The organism is uncultured Kriegella sp. (assembly GCF_963975415.1).
In the GTDB taxonomy this organism is placed as follows: domain Bacteria; phylum Bacteroidota; class Bacteroidia; order Flavobacteriales; family Flavobacteriaceae; genus Kriegella.
In genome coordinates this window covers 106,974-125,504 of the sequence record NZ_CAXBGN010000012.1, presented here as the reverse complement: position 1 = coordinate 125,504, position 18,531 = coordinate 106,974, and the positions used below count along the sequence as shown (strand labels likewise).

The following is an 18,531-nucleotide window of genomic DNA, read 5'->3' as shown; positions in this document are numbered from 1 at the left end:
ACTATTCGGCTTTTAATTTACTTTTTAGCATATCTATTTTTTCTTGAGAAAAATCATTTTTGCCTACCTGTAATGCCTTGGTAAAATATTTTAGTGCTTGAGTAGAGTCTTGTTTGGCTAAAAAGCAATCCCCCATTGAATCGTACACATTAGAACTTCTAGGATAATTCTGTATGTTCAAATTAAATAATGCAAACGATTTTTCATTCATATCGTTGTTCATGAATCCATATCCCATATTATTAATAAACTGTTCAGATGGGATAATCTTGTAACCAAATTTATTTGAAATATTCTCATAATGTGAATTGATCATTTTTAAAATATCGTCGGTGGACATTGTCGAATTTTGGGAATATAAATCATTAACACCATCAAGCCTGTACCAAGGAAAAAGAAAACGTAGTGCATCGTACTCCGTAATAAGTGGAACACTACCATGGTCATCATCCGGATAGTATTCCCATTTAAATAATAAATTATTGTATTCCTTGGACTCAAGGGATTTTACAAATTTCATTATCGACTTCATCTGTATAGTGTAATATGTGTCGGGAACGGTATCACTTTGGACACTTTCAATGTCCATGCCTTCTTCCAATGTATTTGCGACACCAATAAAAAGGCTCTTGTTTTCAAACCTATTCTTTGTCAATAACGAATCGGCAAAATTAAGAAACCCTCTGTTATCCCACCATAAACTTGGATCGATTGCTACATAATTACTAAAAAGCTCAGGTCTGGTCACAAGGGCATTGATAACGCTTAAGCCTCCAAAAGAATGACCGACAAAAGTTCTATAGCCAGATGCCGGGTATGCCTTTTCCATGTGTGGTATTAATTCTTCTTCAACAAAATCAAGAAAATTGTTTCCTCCGCCCGAGATATATGGAATACTATCACCCGAAATAAAGTCGATATCGACCTGTGATGGTGTTAAATCCAGTGTCCTATTAGTATTGGCTATTCCTACTACTATCATTTCCGGTACAACCATATTTCCACTGGCGAGACTTAATTGATCTACCATGCCAGCTAAAGACTTGAAATGAGAAGGTCCATCTAACAAATATAGTACTGGGTACTTAGCTGCTTCATTTGATTTCTCTTTTGCGCTTTCAGGAATATAAATCCATATTTCCCTAGACTCGCCCAAAACATTTGAATATATACTATCCACTTGCCCTATGACCAGTGAACTTTCATTAATAATATTTTTTTCGGTTTTCTTTTTGCAACTTATAGAATTCAAGGTGACAAAGGTGAATAATACAATTCTAAAAATTAGTCTAAGGCATTGGTTTTCCATTTCGTTATCGTCTTATAATATTTCACTGTTTATGACAGGTTATTACAACTCAGCGTTTATTTGAACTTTTTCCTTCTAAATTTACGAAATTTCGTCAAGCATGGGAAGGCGGTTTTTTATTTAAAGCTTTTTGTTACAAATGACCTTTGAGTCTATTTTTTAAATTGGTAACGCAACGTTTTCAATAATTGACATCTCTTCTAAAATACCTTTTATGCAAACTAAATCCGTCTTGCTTTTAATATTCGTCTTATTCTTGGCCTGCAACAAAAACGATGATGGGGAACCTTCTTTTCCGAATAACTATTTCATTGCCCAAAGAGCCGATATTACATGGCAAGGATCCACCGAAATCGTTTTGACTGCTAGTGACACACTTATCTTTTTAGCGGTCGGGAACGGTCTGGATAATGGTGTATTGGTCGCCAAAATAAAATTTGACGGGATCGGATCCTATATCTTGAATGACCTCGATGGTATTTACTACAATACTTTGGGCGGTGATGTTTTGATAAGTCAATACGCCATTGAAGATGGCTCAAATGGTATATTTACCATCTCAACTTATGAGGAAGGAAACAGATATATTGAAGGTGGTTTTAAAATGCCCCTAAGAGCGACTATGCTAGCTAATCCTGAAATAAAAGATAGTACACTTACAATTTCCGATGGGCAGTTTAAAGGCTTTATACGAGGGGAAATTTTACAATAATGGAATTAGCTATCCTTAATTTGAACCTTCACCATAACTCGGTACGAATAGTTGTGTGATTAAGCCCCTAGTTTAGTTAAATCCACACTCGTAATTTCTTCAAATATTTGAGCAGCTAAATCCGTGTCGATTTTTCCCATTCCAAAACTTACAATCTTCCCGATAAGCATCATTTTCAAATCTTTTTTACTAATTTTTTTACTTTTTGATTTTAGTTCCTCAATTTCATCAAATATTATTTCTTGTCCATAACCAAGTTTTTCAAGTTTCTCCAACACAGAGTTAATTCGGTCGTGAAGTTCTGTGAGTTCCTTTAGAGAGTAGTCAACATCGTCATCCGTTAATAGATTTTCTGGAACTTGGTAATTTTCAAATATATTTTGCTGGCGTAGAATTTCAGAGTTTAGATTCCGAATATTGCTCAATTCTGAACGATTAATTTTCTCTTTTTCCTTTAAAAAATTCAGTTCCTTACTTTGTCTCTTTTTAGTTGCAGTATCTATGGCTTTTGTCAAAGAATCCTGATTTCGGGACAACTCTTTTCGTTTATCGGCCAGCTTTTTTTCAAAGTCGGCAACTTTAGCACTTACACGAATTAATTCTTTAGATTTAGTATCTATTTGTCTTTGATAGCTTTGAAATGTAGCAAGGTTTTTTAATGAAAAAGCTTTTTTAGATAAATCATTGATTTTAGAATTCAAATCAACTTCTTTTTTCCTTTCAGTAACCTGCCTTTTCATTAAATCGGCAATATGAGAATTTGTTTGGTTTACTTTATTTTGATAGCTACTTACTGACATTATTGGCTGGTTTTCAAATTACTTGCAAATTAGGGTCATAGTGCATACATCTTTTATATCCTCAAGTTAAGAAATATTAGAAAAGCGCGTATTTACCTATTCTAAACAATCCTTTATTTGAACTTTGATAACGGTTTTGTGTATGATTTCGTTGCGTGTTAAAACAATAAAGTTAGCAAATAAATTAGAGATAGAAAGTCCGCGAGGACTTTCGTAAGTAGGCTATAACTAGTAATGAATTATACACGTCTTAAGTTTGATTCTCAGTAAATTGTTGCCAGTAGTATTTATATTATTCCTGTGTGTCGAGTATAGGCTCTGTCGTGCAATTCTTCTCCTATCAATCTTTCTGGGTCTAAACTTGCCATATATTTATTCCGAATGTCTTGATAAATTTGAAAATAAAAATTATCTACACATCCAATAAAAACGAAGTAAAAATCGTCAAAAAAATAAGTGGAATTTTCATTTCGATAGACACCACCCATATTTCTGTAATTTTCGTTACTTTCCTCAAAAGTCCGTGTGATATCCTGAAAATGTTTGTCATAAATTGAGTCCAGTTCTGCTTTATTATTTATCGACATATTGTTTTCATATATGTCATTATAAAGGTTATAACGCAATCTGCTAAATTCTCTAACAAAAAGTTTATTTTTTTCTCTTAAATCATTCATTCTCAATTCAGTTATGCTTTTCCAATCAGCAAATCGGTCAAACTTAACTTTATCTCTATTTGCTTTTTCAGCCATTTTTAACCTTTGCAATCCATAATATGCAAGTATTAGTGTTATTGTTCCTGCAAAAAGTTCTTTAAATTGAGTTAGTGATTCAAAATAATTATTTATTCCTTGAAGGTCAATTTGAAACTCTCTTTTGGCTAAATCTAAATGAATAAATAGAAATGCTATTAATGACAACAGACAGAGGATTATTGAAAAGATTATAATTATTATATTAAAAAATTTCTGCATTTACGGATGTTGGTTTATATTACTGGCAACAATTAAATAAATAACATATGTTATTTATCCTGCCAGTATGAGATATAGGTTATATATATCTTTTATAAAGTTCAAGGTAAGAATTAATAGAAAAGTATGTAACCAAGGATATTAAATAATCCTTTATTTGAACTTTACGAATTACGACATGGTGTCCTAACTCTTGCTTTATTTGAACTTTAAGCCAAGATACCGTGTTCAATTCTTCCTAAAGCATACATAACCTTCTGTACGCCTCTTGCACTCTTTAAAAGTGATTCAGGGGTTATCCCGCCCAAGGCTTTTGACTTTGTCTTTAACCACTTTTCAAAGTTAGTTTTATCCTCGAAAACTGATTCGCCGTATTCCTTTAATCGAATTTGTTCTTTCTTTAAGTTTTCCATTCTTTAATTTGATGGTTATGATTAACGACGTGGTGTCCTAACTTATCCTTTATCTAAACCTTTAAGTAATATACTAAAAATCACCTAAAACAATAAACTCTTTACAAAAGGTGCTATTTGTAAAGAGTCAATCACTATTATCATCTCCAAGTTGGTTTTAACACATCAACTATTGGAATCTCTTTTTTGAATAAAAACCTAGGAAGAAGAGACCTTTGCTTTTAAAGAGCCGCTTAGAGTAGGATATTTGTTTTTGAAAAAAAATTAATACTATCTATAATTTCAAATTCTTGAGGTAATAACAAAAATTCAATGTTGGTTTCGTAACTTTCGATTTTACTATTAACAAACTTCTAAAAAGTATAATGGATATAAACTACATCTTGATACGTTACAAAAATAACTTAGTGTTTTGTAGTGTGAGTCTATTAGCAATCGGGTTCCTATAAAAATCATGGATTTCTCAAAACCTTTATAAACGAGGTTGATGGTTAAATAAAAAAAGGATTGTCCTTAGATAAAATTTATGGAAGGTAAAATAGTATTATGCATAAAGCACAACGTGAGTACAAACTTTTCAGGGATTAAAAAGTTATTTGATTTTCACAAAGAAGCTTCACAGTATTATAATGAAACTATCTACATAGATTTTTACCATTTAGATTGGTTTGATGCTAATTTAAGCGCTTTGTTTGGTAGTATTTTAGCCAAACTAAAAAAAGAGAATAACTTAGATTTTTCAACTGACTTGAAGTTTTTAGAAGAACATTTTAATGTTTTATTTAGAAATGGTTTTCTTAGATCAGAAGATGCTATACATGATTTACAGGAATCCACGGTTTCATTTAGAAGTTTTGACCTAAATGATAAAGCTAGTTTCGTTGATTACGTTGAAAATGAACTATTTGATCATCGGGGAATGCCAAGTCTAGAGGTTGAAGAAAAAGACAGTATAATGCAATCTTTAATTGAGGTTTATTGTAATATCCAAGAACACTCAAAATCAACGGAACCTTTTTATGTATGTGGGCAGTATTATCCGAAGCAGGGGTTTTTAGCTTTCTCAATGGTAGATTTAGGCGTTGGTTTTCTTCCAGCTATTGAAGTTAAGACAAAAGGAGAAGTAAATAATAGTTATGATGCTATAAAATGGGCACTAGAAAAAAGAAACACTACAAGAGAAGGAGCCCCCGGCGGATTAGGTTTATTTGACTTAAATTCATATTTTAACAGAACTAATGGCAATATCCAAATTATATCTGGTGATACTTTTTGGAGTTTAGACTTGGAAAATGCAGTGTTGAAAAAGTTCAATTTTCCAAATCCTTATACAGGGTCTATATTAAACTTGTTTTTCAAGCGTTAGTTAAGTATATTTGCAATCCCTTATAAAGGGGTGTTAATTCTATTTAATCCATGAATATCAGCGTTTTAGATATTATAAAATCAGATTTAGCAACTAACCTTACGGATGGTGTTGCACTTTTTGAGGTTATTAAAACAAAAAAACCTTCTGAAATTACTATTTCATTTGCGGGTGTTAGGCTTATTTCAACTTTATTTTTAAATGAAAGCATAGGTAGATTTGCAACCATGAATAGTAAAACTATTCATGAGCTTCAATTTGAGTATCCAGAAGGAAAAGAAATGTTTGCTCACAAAGTAGATGACATAATTGAAAACGCCTTATTAGGCGATGATTACGATAACCTTGTGGATAACGCACTTCTTTCAATGTAAATATGTCTTATACCTACTTTAAGGCAAACTCCCATCAAGTACAAAATCAGGAAAGTTATTTTTTAGATGCCAATATTTGGCTAAAAATATTGTCTCCAAAGAATAATTCGTCTTTTAAAGACAGAGCCTATCTGGAACTTTTTGCTGAAATAATTAAGAATACAAAAACGCGTATTGTTGTACCAGCGCTAGTTGTTTCGGAAGTCATTAACAGAATAATAAGAGAAGTCCATTATCAAAAGCATGTGGGCAAAATCCAAAAGACTCAACCCTTATTTAAACCTGATGCATCCTATTATAAAAATGTTTACAGACCCTCATTAGACTATAGAGTTGCTTATAATCTGATATGTGATGATTTGAAAAGTTATAATGCTTCAATAGACCTGATTAATGATGAATTTGGATCCTCATTTAAATTTAAGCATGTTTTAAGTAATCCACCTACAAGTCTAGATTTTAACGATTATTATTACTACAACCTTTGCAAAAAGAAAGACTATTTTTTAGTTACTGACGATAAAGATTTTTGGGTTGAAAATGTCAAGATTATAACGATGAGCAAGACTTTGCTCGATAAGCATATTGCAATCTTAGTAAAGAACAAAGTAGCAGAATAAACGCCATTAGGTTTCCAAAACTCCGGTTCATATGTATTTTCCTTCTTTCCGCTGGGCTACATTCACTCAAAAATATGAGTTTTCGATTTCGCACGATACTGGTTGTGATTGTTGAGCTTTGTCAGATTGAACAACCCGCTTTCTCCAACTGATTAAGCAACATAGCTCTGGGCCAGCCCAGCTGTTTTCTATCTTTTGTTTGAACTTTACGAATTACGACATGGTGTCCTAATCAATGTTTTATCTATCCTAACAACGGCCATTCGCTATATTGCCCTTCGGCTTGTTCTATTACTTCTTTTAAAAGCTTATCTAATTCAGAGAAGGGTACTTTGCCACGCAACTCTTTTTTAACTGCTAAACGTATGGCTGCTTTGGCATTTTCTTTTTTGGTCCAATCTAATTGAAGGTTTTTTTTAACGGATTCTACTACAGTGTGTACCAAGTCTTGAATTGGTCCGCTTTCATTGAGTATGGCGCTGTTTTCAGAAAGTAAGTCGTAGAATGCCAATTCATCGTTTGATAACCCTAGCTCTTTGGTACGTATATCATCTTTCTTGAACTCATCGGCTATATCCAATAAGTGCTTTATTGCTGCAATGGAGTCTAAACTGTTCTTATGGTATTTGCCCAAAACTTTTTCAAGTTCGTCTTTGAGCTTTCTTCCTTTTTTAATGTTTTTGCTCATCCGTACTTTTAACTCATCATTAATGATACGGCGTAGCAACTCTATTTTAATATTTTCTCCACCCTTGTCTTTTACAATGGCTTGGAAAGAATCATCTACGATAGAAATATCAATCTTATCTAAATTGTACATGGCAGCCAAGTCTACAATAGCTTGCGATTCCAATGACTTGCTTATAAGATCTTTAATACGGTCATTTTTTGTACGCTGCGCTCCTGGAGGGTATTTTATTTTACGTATCTGTTCTCTGAATTTTTGAATAATAGCTACATCTTCTTGAATCTCCCAAATCCGTTCGTCTGAATTGGTCATAGCCATCAACTCACTCAACTTACGTTCCTCTTTTAGAAAACCTTCTGTTGTAGAATCATCTTTTAATAACCCATTTAGGACGGTGGTGGTCCATTTCATTTTATCTGTTGCCGGCATTTCATTAATAACATCCAATTCAAAACCGCCAACTAAAGATTTAACTATACTCAGTTGTTCCAAACACAATTCTACTGCAGCATCTAAATCTAGAGTAGGTTTTCCTGCCCCACCGCTGCCTGTGTATTTTTTAGTGGCTTCTGCTAAAAAGCCTGATATGCCAATGAAATCAACTACCAGTCCATTTGGTTTTCCTTCAAAAACACGGTTGACTCGTGCAATGGCTTGCATCAGGTTATGACCTTTCATAATCTTATCCACATACATGGTGTGTGCGCAGGGTGCATCAAAACCAGTGAGCCACATATCTCTCACGATTACCATTTTCAGAGGGTCTTCAGGATTCTTGAATCTTGACTTTACCGCTTCCATGGCATCTTTGGTCCGCATATGGGTATTCCAACTCACGGGGTCTTTTCCAGGACTGCTCGTCATGATTACTGCAATTTCTGGGCAATCATTTAGAGCAGATAAGGCATCGTACATTTTAACGCAATTACGGCGACTCATACAAACAACCATTGCCTTGCCGTCTAAAGTTTTAGTACGTGCTTTGAAATGTGTTAGAATATCTTTAGCAACTGTCTTAACACGGTCTTCCGAGCCTGCAGCATCTTCAACGGCTGCCCAAACGCCAACGGTAGTATCTTCTGCTTGTTCTTCAACTTCTTCTAGTTCTTGGGTGTATTTTGCTTTTATGTTAAGCGGTACCATTTTTGGTTCGTAGTAGATTGGTACCGTGGCACCATCTTCTACTGCTTGTTTAATATCATAGGTGTGAATGGTGGGACCAAAAACTTGCTCAGTATCTGCATCTTTGCCATCTACGGGTGTACCTGTAAAACCTATGAATGAGGCATTCGGTAATGCACGGCGAATGTTCTGTGCAAAACCACCACTTTCAAAACCATATTGGGTTCGGTGTGCCTCATCTGCCATAACAATGAGATTATAGCGTTCACTCAAAATGGGGTGTTGAGTTTCTTTGCCGTTTTCTAAATCTTTCAACCTAAATTTCTCAATAGTCGTAAAAATAACGCCACCACCATCAGAGCTTAATAATCTTCTTAGGTCGTCGGTACTTTCGGCATGCTGAACATCACCTACCAAATCTTTGGCGAGCACAAAATTTTCATAGAGCTGTTGATCAAGATCTGATCGATCTACTTGTATTACAATTGTTGGATTCTTCAATTCTGGTCGCTGGCGTAGAATACCTGTTAGTATTGCCATACTAATACTCTTGCCAGAACCCTGGGTATGCCAAATAACACCTAATCGTCCATCTCCGTTTGGTTTTATGTTCTTTAGACTACTTTCTACGGCACGGCTTATACCCCAATATTGGTGGTACTTTGCGCCTTTCTTTATAATCTTACCGTTATGGTCTTCATGAAAGATGAAATGTTGTAAATAATCTAATAGCGTCTTTTTTGGGAATAGCCCATGCAATAACGTTTCTAATTGCAACTCTGCTTTTTGCTCGGTATCATCTCCATCTAAACTTTTCCATGGAGCGAACCATTCTAAGGCGGATGAATACATACCGTGTAAAGCCTCCAGACCGTCTGATGCTATACATATAGCATTATAATCGAATAACTGTGGAATATCCAGTACATAGTTATGTAGTTGTCTATGGGCATTATCAACCCCCACGGTAGAGTCAAACGGATTTTTAAATTCAAAGACAATAAGCGGCAACCCATTGATGAAAATAAGAAGATCAGTACGGCGGCTATTTTTGCCAACGATACTGACTTCGTCTGAAACTATAAAACTATTCTTTTCTGGATGAGCATAATCAATAGGGTAGAGGTGCTTTGCCTTTTCATTGCCCTGTGCATCTTTCCAAGCAATGTCTATCCCTTGGGTAAGTTTGCGGTGAAAATCTTGGTTACGGTAGGCGACCTCCATACCCTCATGTTGGGTAAATTGGGCAAAAGCTTCGTTACGTGCCGTTTCTGGTACGGCTGGGTAGGTGTTTTTTAGAAAAGTATTTAATTCATTTTCTAGCACTACTTTTTTAAGGTCACGGTCTAGGGCATTGCCGGGTATATGATTATAGCCTAGTTCTTGTAACCAAACTATGGCAGCATTTTGGGCGGTATGTTCGTTTAGGCTCATAGGGCTGCAGTTATTTCTTCCTCAAATTCCTTTAGGCGGACTTCCCCTGAAATAAGTTTGGGGAGTAAAGTGTCTCGGAGTTTAGTTAGAGTTTGGTTTTCATTGGTATTTGCTTTTACTTTCTTAAACCATGGTTCAACTTTCTTCTCAAAACTGACCATTGTTTCTTCATTAATTTCAGGAAGTTCATATTGTAAAAATGGATCATTTTGTACTCTTTGCCTTCCGGAAGTTCCTATCATACATGATACCGCATGATTTACTAAATTTATATCTCTACTTAAACAATACACCCAATATTTTGAAATACCCTCTTTTGCTCTGAGGACAAGAAATTCAGTTGATCCAAAACCAATTTCATTTTCCTCAAGAAAATCAACATAAGCTGTTTTTCCGTTTTCTAAACAAGGAGTTATTCTAGCTAATAATGTATCTCCATTTTGAAATTTAGCACCTCCTTTTACAACAACTTTATCAACTTCCGAAACAGACATACCCTCTGTTGGTAATGCTTTCATATTGACATAGCTTGCTAATTCACCTTTTTTAATTGAAAGTCTTGGATTCAGATTCACATAGTCTGCAAGCGTATTTTCTAATTCTTGCCCAAAATCTACAAACCAATGTTTGTAAAGTGTCATTGCCATGTCTTCTAACGTTTTGTTCATGGCAAGGTTGTTCTCTATTTTATCGTCTATGGCAGAGAGGATGTTGGCGATGGCGCGTTGTTCGCTGTCATTCTCAGGTATTTCGAATTCTAGCGAGTTTAAAGTTCCTTGAGTTAAAAGTGGTTGACTAGAGCCAGTTGAAAATTGATTTAAATTTGCTTTTTTGAGTAAATAATAAATAAACTTAGAATTATTTTTATTTTTAGCTATTCCAAATAATGAATTATCCGAGACCCATAGTTCTCTATTTTCATAATATACTGCGCCGCAATACGCACCTACCCGTCCAATTAAAATTGCCTCTTCATTCAAATTAGTTTTGTCACCATAACCTAGTATACCGTTTCCTCCGTAAATTGGATATATCCCTTTGTTCTTTGGCTTTGTTTTGCCATTCTTTATCTGAAGAATCTCTCCAAGCTTATATGTTTTCCAGTTTTCGGGCATTTACAGCGTATGTTTGTGTGTGATTCCTTTATGTATTGCATTCAAAATACTTTGTGCAAAATCAATATTTCGGTCCATTGCGGTAGCAATAGCTATGGTAATAGGACCAGTTTCGGTTGCCAATTCAGTTTCGAACATATTTAAAATTTTAATTCTTAATGCGGCATTTAATTGAAGTACTTCTTGCATTTTTCTGCCCATAACTTGTGCAGCTGCGTTACTGATGTCAAAATTTTCAGCATCGAACAAATCTGCATATGCAGAGTCTTCTACAAATAGTTCCGGTTCGTAAAGTGGCCATGCTGCCTCAAGTAATGCAGCAATGTCACCAAGGTCTTTTGTACGAGACGGTTTCTCAGACCATGCAATCAGCTTTAAAATAACCAAACCATGCGATGGGCTAACCGGTATACTATAACCTTCAGGGTGTTCAAACACTTCGGTAGCTGAGGCAACTTCGGTCATGCCAACAGTAGATAGTGCTATTTGCTTCTCTGTAAATGATACGGTATCGTCTTGCGCAATTAGACCATAAGGCAAAAGGTCTATAACAGTATTTGATTTGGCATGAAACAATCGGTAGGGCATTTGTCCTTTGGTATCTTCAAAACCATGTTGCTTTATTTCTTTTTTTAGGGCTTCAAAACTGGCGTGGTCTGGTACCATTACTGCAAAATCAATATCTGCCGTTGCCCTACTAGGTTTTGCTCCCGCTTTATATAATGCTACATCTCTCGCATTGGCGCCAATGAGGTAATAACTAATACCGTGAGAAGCAAAAACGCGTTCCAAAATTTGGTACACCTCAGTATGCTGGGAAAAAGAATAAATCTTAAAGCTTTTGTGCGATGTGCTCATTATAAATAATTTGTGCGGTTTCTATATTTCTAGGATCACCAGAATGTATTAGTTGGGCATATATTATCAATGCATCTACATTATTCTTACCTTTCATTATAGATGCCATACTTGTATTTCCCCAAAAAGGTTGATACAGCGTTATTTTGCCATTAGGGTCGGGTACCAGTTTTAAATCAGTCATAATTTCTTTGGCAGACAAGGTTGTGAAAAGTGAATATTTTTCAGGGTATAAATAATCGGTTAAAAGCGCCGCTCCTGGTTCGCCGCCCCACCATACGTTAGGTCTTAAAAATCTATCTTTCCAATGATCTTCAAGATTTCCAGTAAATGAATAGGTGCCAATTTTATAGTTAGGTAGTACTTTTTCATTAAGAATAGGAATCCATCTATCTAATAATTCTTCTTTACGAATGAGTTGATATTTTTTATCATTATTCCATTCCACTAAAAAACCTTCATCAAATAAGCCATTCATTATTTTACTTACACTTCCTACAGAAATGTTACTTAGGTGTGCCAACCTGCGAACAGTTTCGTTTACTTCCTCAGGACGATTTAATAATTGAAAAATTAATTGGGCACCAGCTTGTGTGAAAACTTTGGTAGTATCTGGTATAACAGGTTTACTATTACCATGCTCTGTGAAAATTTTAAGTTGTGGTATTTCTATATAAGCATTGCCATAACTATCTAAATAATTGATTTTATTTTTCTTTAATTGCTTTTTAGCTTTAGGTGTTATGTATTTGGAAGCAACTAATAAAGGGTGATTTGCTGGCTGATTTAAAAGGATAGGCACATTGTGTGGTCTTATTTCATTTTTGAAATAGACACTTACTTCTTTACCGTTTAATGTATAAACAGGTAATTCATTCGAGTCGGGTGCCTTTTCATAGATAGCCTCAATATCTAACTCAAGTCTATCTATAAATTCCATAAAATATGCAAAATCTAATAACATGTTCATTTTTTTAGCTTGTTCACGTAACATGAACAGTCAAATGTAGTGAACAAAATTGATGATTTTATAGATTTGTTCATTTTTTAACTATGTTCATGAAACATGAACAATTAATTTTTATGAACAAAATCATTTAATACTTATCAAAATTCTCCAGAATTTGTTTTTTAAAAGTTTCTCCTTTCTCAAACTGCTCTAATAACGTAGCTTTCAAAGTCTCCATTTTTTCTTCAAACGGGATACCATCATCTTCTTCAGCTTCAGTACCAACATAAATGCCGGGAGTAAGTTTATAATCTTGTTTTTGTACTTCCTCTAAAGTGGCGGCTTTACAAAAGCCATCAACGTCTTCATAGGTTTTTCCAGCAGTTCTCCAATCATGATAGGTATCCGCAATTTTATCAATATCGGCATCTTCGAAAACTCTTAGTTTGCGGCTTGCCATCGTGCCCATTTTAGCGGCATCAATAAATAGAACCTCTTTCATTCGTTCACGGTGCTCACCATCTTTACCATCTCGGTTTTTGCTTAGAATAAACAAACACGCAGGTATACCGGTGGTTAGAAATAGCTTGTCTGGCATACGAACAATACAATCGACCATGCCTTTATCAACCATATACTGGCGCACATTCTTTTCTCCTTTTGTATTAGAGGTCATGGCTCCGTTTGCCATTACAATACCAGCGGTGCCGGTATCGCTTAAATGGTTCCAGAACGTTTGCATCCACATGTAATTGGCACTACCATCTGTGGTAAATTCTTCTCGTGGTCCAAAAAGTCTGGGGTCTTTTTCAGAAAGATCCTCAGGGTGCCAATTACTCACATTAAAGGGTGGGTTCGCAATGACATAATCTGCCTTAAGACTTGGGAATTTATCGTCTAACAATGAGTTACCTAATTTGATATCAAAAGATAAGTCTCGTAATAAAAGATTCATTAGACACAAACGCAACGTTTGTGAGGTCATCTCTTGACCATAAATAGAAATATCACTTTTATTGCCACCATGTTCTTTAATAAACTTTAGGCTCTGTACAAACATACCGCCACTACCACAGGCAGGGTCAAAAATTCTACCTTTGTAAGGCTCTAAAATCTCAACTAGTAAACGAACAATACTACCCGGTGTAAAGAATTGACCGGCACCAGAACCCTCTGCCATAGCAAAACGACCAATGTAGTATTCATAGATACGACCAAGTATGTCACTTTCAGGATTTTCTTTTTCAGAGAATTTTGGGTGAGATAATAGGTTAATAATGCCTCCCGTCTGCTTTGCTGATAATTCGCTCTTGACAAATATTCGAGGTAATAGGTTGTTTAGTTGTGGGTTATAAGCAGTTAATAATTCTTGGATGACATCAAAGGCATCATCAATAATAACTTTAATATTATCCTGCTCCGCATTGTCCTTAAAATACTGCCACGAGGCTGTCTCTGGAATCATAAATGTATTTCGCGATCGAAATTCATCTGGATCAGATAACACGTATTTCTTTTCATCTTCATCTGTCGTGAAATAGGATGATGATGGCTCATTAAGTTCATTGGAAAGTTCTTCTTGAACTACTTCAAAACGTTCGCTTAAATGCTTTAAAAAGACAAGTGGTAAAATGTAGTTTTTATAGTTGTTTTCTGAGACTGCACCACGAAGTTCGTTGGCGGCGTCCCATAACTCTTTTTCAAAATCAATATCTGCTTTTGCCATATAGGGTATTAACTCTTATTTGTTGGGGGAATTTTGTCTTGGAACTAGCAAAATAAACAAACCTTTTTAGATTAATAGCTATCAAGCTCAAATCTTAATTATTTATTTTTAATTCAACCAAATTTATTCTTTATCAGATTTGTATGGCCTTAGCTTTCCATTAAGTCCGCGATGTCTTAAATACTTGTAATAGGTCGCCCTAGAAATAGCAACACGTTCGCAGATTTCAGAAACGGTCAGCTTACCTTCTTTAAAGTACTGTTCGCATATTATAGCTTTTTGCTGGTTCTTTTTACTGATTCCCGTAGGGGCACCAAGTATTTTCCCCCTTGCCCTTGCAGAAGCCAAACCCGCCTTCGTCCTTTCAATAATAATGTCACGCTCTAACTGCGCCAAAGCGGCAAACAAATTTACAATGAATTGTGAATGTGAGGACTTGTCGGTAGTATCCAGAAAAGGTTCAGTAATACTGCGGAACTTTACACCTTTTTCGTTAAGTTGATTGATGAAATTGGTGAAATGAATAAGGCTTCTGGCCAAGCGGTCTAATTTCCACACCACGATAGTATCGCCTTCCCGTGCATACTCCAGAAGTTTACTTAGACTTTTACGTTCTTCTTGGGAACTGGATACTTTATCCGTATAAATATTCTTTTCATCAATACCTTCTTTTAAAAAGGCATCCAATTGCAGATCAAGATTCTGTTCTGCGGTACTTACCCTAGCATATCCAAAAACCATAACACAAAGTTTAAATAAACGTCAAAATACATACTAATAAATTAGTACGTTAATTTAAACTTTTTAAAATCAATAAACAAGGGTGTAAACTAAAGTATAATAAAACGGTCATATAATTATACTCCGTTTTTGTCAAAGGCCTAAAAACAGTCAATTCTTAAAAATACCCCTCGCCTCTTTATAAACCCGTTCAAAATTATCGTGTAAATCTTTATTGGAAAACGCCTTTACATCCAGTGGAAGACCCCGTTCAATGAGTTGGAGTTTAAACTGGACCTTTTTATCCCTCCCATCTGCATAAGTAATGAACTCCCCCTGTTTCAATCGGAAGAATACATCAGCCCTAATTTTTGGAATTTCCTTCTCCCCTGTAGTAATACGCGTATCAAAATCAAGATTATGCCCTCGGCTTACACTTTTGGTCGGGTCTTTAATAATCTCAAAAAAACGTTCGTAATATTTGGCGGTGTCCGGGTCATTGACCTTTCCAAAAAACTGATAAGAAAGATTGCTTAAAATTGCCTTACTTGCCTTATCTCCATACATCATATCGTTCTGAATCTTATCCTGCATCACATAAACCGTAGAAATATTATAGCTTCGAAGTGTTGCAGGAATACGGTGCATATTCAATAACCGGATGGTCGGTGCTTCCTCCATTAAAAGAAATGAAGGTTCACTATTTCGCACACTCATTTGTTTGGTAATCGTGTGGATAATGGTTGCAATAACTGGCGAATACGATGTTTCAAATTTAGGATTGTTCACTATCGAAATCACGCAGGGATTCTCAGTACTGTTAATATTTAAAGGTACTTCGTCTGCTGACAACGCCATAAAAATGCGTTGTGTACTAATTCGCTTTAGAGCATTGGCCAAGGTGCTTTTTACACCTGCGGTCTGCCGTTCAGAATCCTTACCACTTATAAATGCATCTGCCATTGCTCTTGATGTGGTGTTGGTTTCCAAGAACTGGATAAGGCTGTCTGTGTCCAGATATTGATAAACAGCTATTAAATGTGGCAAAGTGCACAATTGGGAATAGTCGGTTTTTAATTTCCAAATTAATCCTCCTATTAAACCTTCAGCAGCATCATTAAAAAATTTGGTTGTTCCAGTCGTTCCAGATTCCCGTTGCTCTAAAAGGTTTTCAATCAGCACCCTTGAAACTTCGTTTACGCTTTCCTCGTTCTCTAAATAGCGAGGTGCAATAGGATTTACTCGATGTATAATTCTATCAAAGGAAATGACCTTAAACGGGATATCGCCATCCTTGAAAAGTGGATATGCCATTTCAGTTAGTTCAAAATCTTTGTAGTCATGGATGATACCACAAAAGCTTTCTTTCCTAAAGTGTTTCAGGAATCCATAAACCACGCTTTCAGTCTTGCCACTTCCGGCAGATCCAATGATAGATGCACCACGTTTAATATTGTCTAATTTGAAATTTCCTTTGGTTGTGGCGAAGTTCACCTGATATTTGCTGTTGCCATTTTTTAGGCTTTCGGTCTTGTGCAAAAAAACATATAGTCCTGTATTAATTAATGTGAGAGGGCAGACCAAATAAAGTGCTATTAAAAGTAACTGTGCTTGTTCGTTTAGATAAAACACAAGGACACCAAGCATCAGAAAATTGATAAGGAATGCATATTTACTTTTCCGAAACATTCCATAGAAAACCGTACTGGTTAAACCAATAATTAAAAGTACCGTAAAGAGATTGTCCAATTGCATAATTTAGATTCCGATGGAACTTGATTTGATGGCGACTTCTGCACCACGTCGAAGCCTATTAAATATTTTCATTGCCAGCTGTGCTTGAGTGACTGGAATACTCGGCATCATCGGGATGCCCGCTTTGCCCATTATTTTAAACGCTAACGCTTTTTCGTTGGTGGGCAGTTTCATTAGTGAAGCAAAATAGATTTTCGGGTTTTTGATAAAATCCTTTCTTGCTTTATAGGTTTCGGCGAAGTTCCTTTGGTAGCCGAAAGTTTTATCAAAAGTTTTTTCGGCTCTCTGAAAAAAATTATCACGGTCAAAACCACGTTTTACTTTATTACCGTGCATCTCCACTTCCGAAGCTTTGTGTTTACTTCCTGGCGAAAGGCTAAACGTATTGGAAGCATCCTTACGGCTCACAATAATATGAATATGACTTTGGTTTCCTGCTTTTGGCATTCCCTGTACGATTCGTTTTCCGTTCTGTTGGTGTGGTGCTTCACGTTCCAATTTTGCCATTTCCTTTTCCTTGCGCTTACTATTTCCTTCTAGTGTTCCGCTCTCAATTTTACGGATGTCATTTTTGAGCTGAAGTATTTTTGTGGCGTAGGGTTGGTTTTCTTGAATCTGTTTATCAGTTCCCTTAAAGGTTCTTTCGTGCTCAATTTTAGCATAATATTTTATATCATCGATGGTAATCGGTCGACCATTAATTTCCCGATTGAAAGACGCTACATAATCCTTCATCAGCTCACGAGTATACTTTTTTAAATCTTCGCTGCTATTCTGCAATCTGTTCAATTCGTATTTTGAAGGACTTACTGTTATGGAATAAAACTTCGGTTCAGTCTTTTTCAATTTAGTACCATTTCCATCGATATCTTTTACCACTTCTTCGGCTGAAATCTCATCGCCATATTGGTTGAAAAAGTGTTCCATATTCTCTTGCTCCAGACCTTGGTTTTCTTTCTCCAGATAACCCACAAAATCCACTGAACTTTGTGAGTATGTGCCGCCTAATTTTTGAGGTGTGATCGTGATATACATAGCTCAGAAATTTAAAGTTCATTCGTTGTATTTCTCTTTTCTCTGAATCGTACTTCCTTCTTTTCTTCCACGAATTTCTTTTCTAAAATCAAAGGTTTCTTTGTTGGTGCTTCGGTCTGAAAAAGTGATTCTATCATCGCGACCGTCGGCTTGGTCTGGGTCTTTTCCATATCTCGCATTATAGCGATTACCGCATTAATACGTTTCTTAATAGAAGCTTCGATTGTCCGGCCGGTCGGACCCAATTTTTCCTTTGGTGATATCTCGTTGTAGAAGAAAAAATCGAGCATCGCTGCCATCGCCTCAGTATGTGATTTGAAGTGTGTTCTTGAAAATTCTTGAAAACGTTTTGCTGTTTCCTTTTTGAATCTAATTCCTATAAATGTGTCCATATTTCGCCGATTTGTCGCAAAATCTTCCCTAAAAATGGGCATTTTCAGCCCGTTTGTCGCAAATCGTTGATTGTCAGGATATTAAAATATATTCAAATAGCTGATAATCAGTTATTTGAAAACAAAAAGGAATCCGAAACATCGCGTAGCGTGTTACCCTCTTGCTATT

At 35.6% G+C, this 18,531-nt stretch carries 17 protein-coding genes; 4 read left to right on the top strand and 13 right to left on the bottom strand.

Features of this window, described 5'->3' with window-relative positions:
* Nucleotide 1: 1 nt before the first annotated feature.
* Nucleotides 2-1,309 (bottom strand): alpha/beta hydrolase-fold protein, encoded by a 1,308-nt coding sequence (locus tag AACZ88_RS20360; RefSeq protein WP_339714528.1) that lies wholly within the window; start codon nt 1,307-1,309, stop codon nt 2-4.
* A 214-nt stretch (nt 1,310-1,523) separates the two neighbouring features.
* Here AACZ88_RS20360 and AACZ88_RS20355 point away from each other — a divergent pair, with 214 nt between their 5' ends.
* Nucleotides 1,524-2,021, top strand: a complete 498-nt coding sequence (locus tag AACZ88_RS20355; RefSeq protein ID WP_339714525.1) for a hypothetical protein — start codon at nt 1,524-1,526, stop codon at nt 2,019-2,021.
* Between the two features lie 59 nt (nt 2,022-2,080).
* On the opposite strand, the gene AACZ88_RS20350 is transcribed toward AACZ88_RS20355, so the two are convergent.
* The 3 genes from AACZ88_RS20350 to AACZ88_RS20340 form a co-directional block, all read right to left on the bottom strand.
* Nucleotides 2,081-2,821: a hypothetical protein gene (locus AACZ88_RS20350; RefSeq protein ID WP_339714522.1), complete on the bottom strand. Its 741-nt coding sequence runs from the start codon at nt 2,819-2,821 to the stop codon at nt 2,081-2,083.
* Between the two features lie 287 nt (nt 2,822-3,108).
* Nucleotides 3,109-3,741 (bottom strand): hypothetical protein, encoded by a 633-nt coding sequence (locus AACZ88_RS20345; RefSeq protein ID WP_339714519.1) that lies wholly within the window; start codon nt 3,739-3,741, stop codon nt 3,109-3,111.
* Between the two features lie 263 nt (nt 3,742-4,004).
* A complete protein-coding gene (locus tag AACZ88_RS20340) occupies nt 4,005-4,208 on the bottom strand; it encodes an MbcA/ParS/Xre antitoxin family protein (protein ID WP_286827712.1) in 204 nt (67 codons plus the stop codon).
* 526 nt (nt 4,209-4,734) lie between these two features.
* Here AACZ88_RS20340 and AACZ88_RS20335 point away from each other — a divergent pair.
* Genes AACZ88_RS20335 through AACZ88_RS20325 form a run of 3 tightly spaced genes read left to right on the top strand, consistent with a single transcriptional unit; the run spans nt 4,735 to nt 6,568 of the window.
* Complete coding sequence (locus AACZ88_RS20335; protein ID WP_339714515.1) at nt 4,735-5,574, top strand: hypothetical protein; 840 nt, start codon at nt 4,735-4,737, stop codon at nt 5,572-5,574.
* Nucleotides 5,575-5,624: 50 nt separating this feature from the next.
* Nucleotides 5,625-5,948: a DUF4325 domain-containing protein gene (locus AACZ88_RS20330; RefSeq protein ID WP_339714512.1), complete on the top strand. Its 324-nt coding sequence runs from the start codon at nt 5,625-5,627 to the stop codon at nt 5,946-5,948.
* A 2-nt stretch (nt 5,949-5,950) separates the two neighbouring features.
* Complete coding sequence (locus AACZ88_RS20325; protein ID WP_339714509.1) at nt 5,951-6,568, top strand: PIN domain-containing protein; 618 nt, start codon at nt 5,951-5,953, stop codon at nt 6,566-6,568.
* Between the two features lie 244 nt (nt 6,569-6,812).
* Here the strand turns inward: AACZ88_RS20325 and AACZ88_RS20320 are convergent, their stop codons facing one another.
* The 9 genes from AACZ88_RS20320 to AACZ88_RS20280 form a co-directional block, all read right to left on the bottom strand.
* Entirely contained in the window at nt 6,813-9,812 is a 3,000-nt protein-coding gene (locus AACZ88_RS20320) for a type I restriction endonuclease subunit R (RefSeq protein WP_339714506.1), read from the bottom strand.
* On the bottom strand, nt 9,809-10,927 hold the full coding sequence (locus AACZ88_RS20315) for a restriction endonuclease subunit S (protein WP_339714503.1): 1,119 nt from the start codon (nt 10,925-10,927) through the stop codon (nt 9,809-9,811). Before AACZ88_RS20315 ends, AACZ88_RS20320 begins: the two co-directional genes overlap by 4 nt.
* The gene (locus tag AACZ88_RS20310) at nt 10,928-11,785 is read right to left on the bottom strand and encodes a nucleotidyl transferase AbiEii/AbiGii toxin family protein (protein ID WP_339714500.1); all 858 of its coding nucleotides are present in this window, start codon (nt 11,783-11,785) and stop codon (nt 10,928-10,930) included.
* Complete coding sequence (locus tag AACZ88_RS20305) at nt 11,760-12,779, bottom strand: type IV toxin-antitoxin system AbiEi family antitoxin (protein ID WP_339714497.1); 1,020 nt, start codon at nt 12,777-12,779, stop codon at nt 11,760-11,762. Before AACZ88_RS20305 ends, AACZ88_RS20310 begins: the two co-directional genes overlap by 26 nt.
* A gap of 103 nt (nt 12,780-12,882) precedes the next feature.
* On the bottom strand, nt 12,883-14,460 hold the full coding sequence (locus AACZ88_RS20300) for a class I SAM-dependent DNA methyltransferase (RefSeq protein ID WP_339714494.1): 1,578 nt from the start codon (nt 14,458-14,460) through the stop codon (nt 12,883-12,885).
* A gap of 123 nt (nt 14,461-14,583) precedes the next feature.
* On the bottom strand, nt 14,584-15,201 hold the full coding sequence (locus AACZ88_RS20295) for a recombinase family protein (RefSeq protein WP_291785916.1): 618 nt from the start codon (nt 15,199-15,201) through the stop codon (nt 14,584-14,586).
* Nucleotides 15,202-15,351: 150 nt separating this feature from the next.
* On the bottom strand, nt 15,352-16,935 hold the full coding sequence (locus AACZ88_RS20290; RefSeq protein WP_339714485.1) for a type IV secretion system DNA-binding domain-containing protein: 1,584 nt from the start codon (nt 16,933-16,935) through the stop codon (nt 15,352-15,354).
* A 3-nt stretch (nt 16,936-16,938) separates the two neighbouring features.
* Nucleotides 16,939-17,970, bottom strand: a complete 1,032-nt coding sequence (gene mobB / locus AACZ88_RS20285) for a MobB family relaxase (protein WP_339714482.1) — start codon at nt 17,968-17,970, stop codon at nt 16,939-16,941.
* Between the two features lie 11 nt (nt 17,971-17,981).
* Nucleotides 17,982-18,362 (bottom strand): BfmA/BtgA family mobilization protein, encoded by a 381-nt coding sequence (locus AACZ88_RS20280; protein ID WP_339714479.1) that lies wholly within the window; start codon nt 18,360-18,362, stop codon nt 17,982-17,984.
* Between the last annotated feature and the right edge of the window lie 169 nt (nt 18,363-18,531).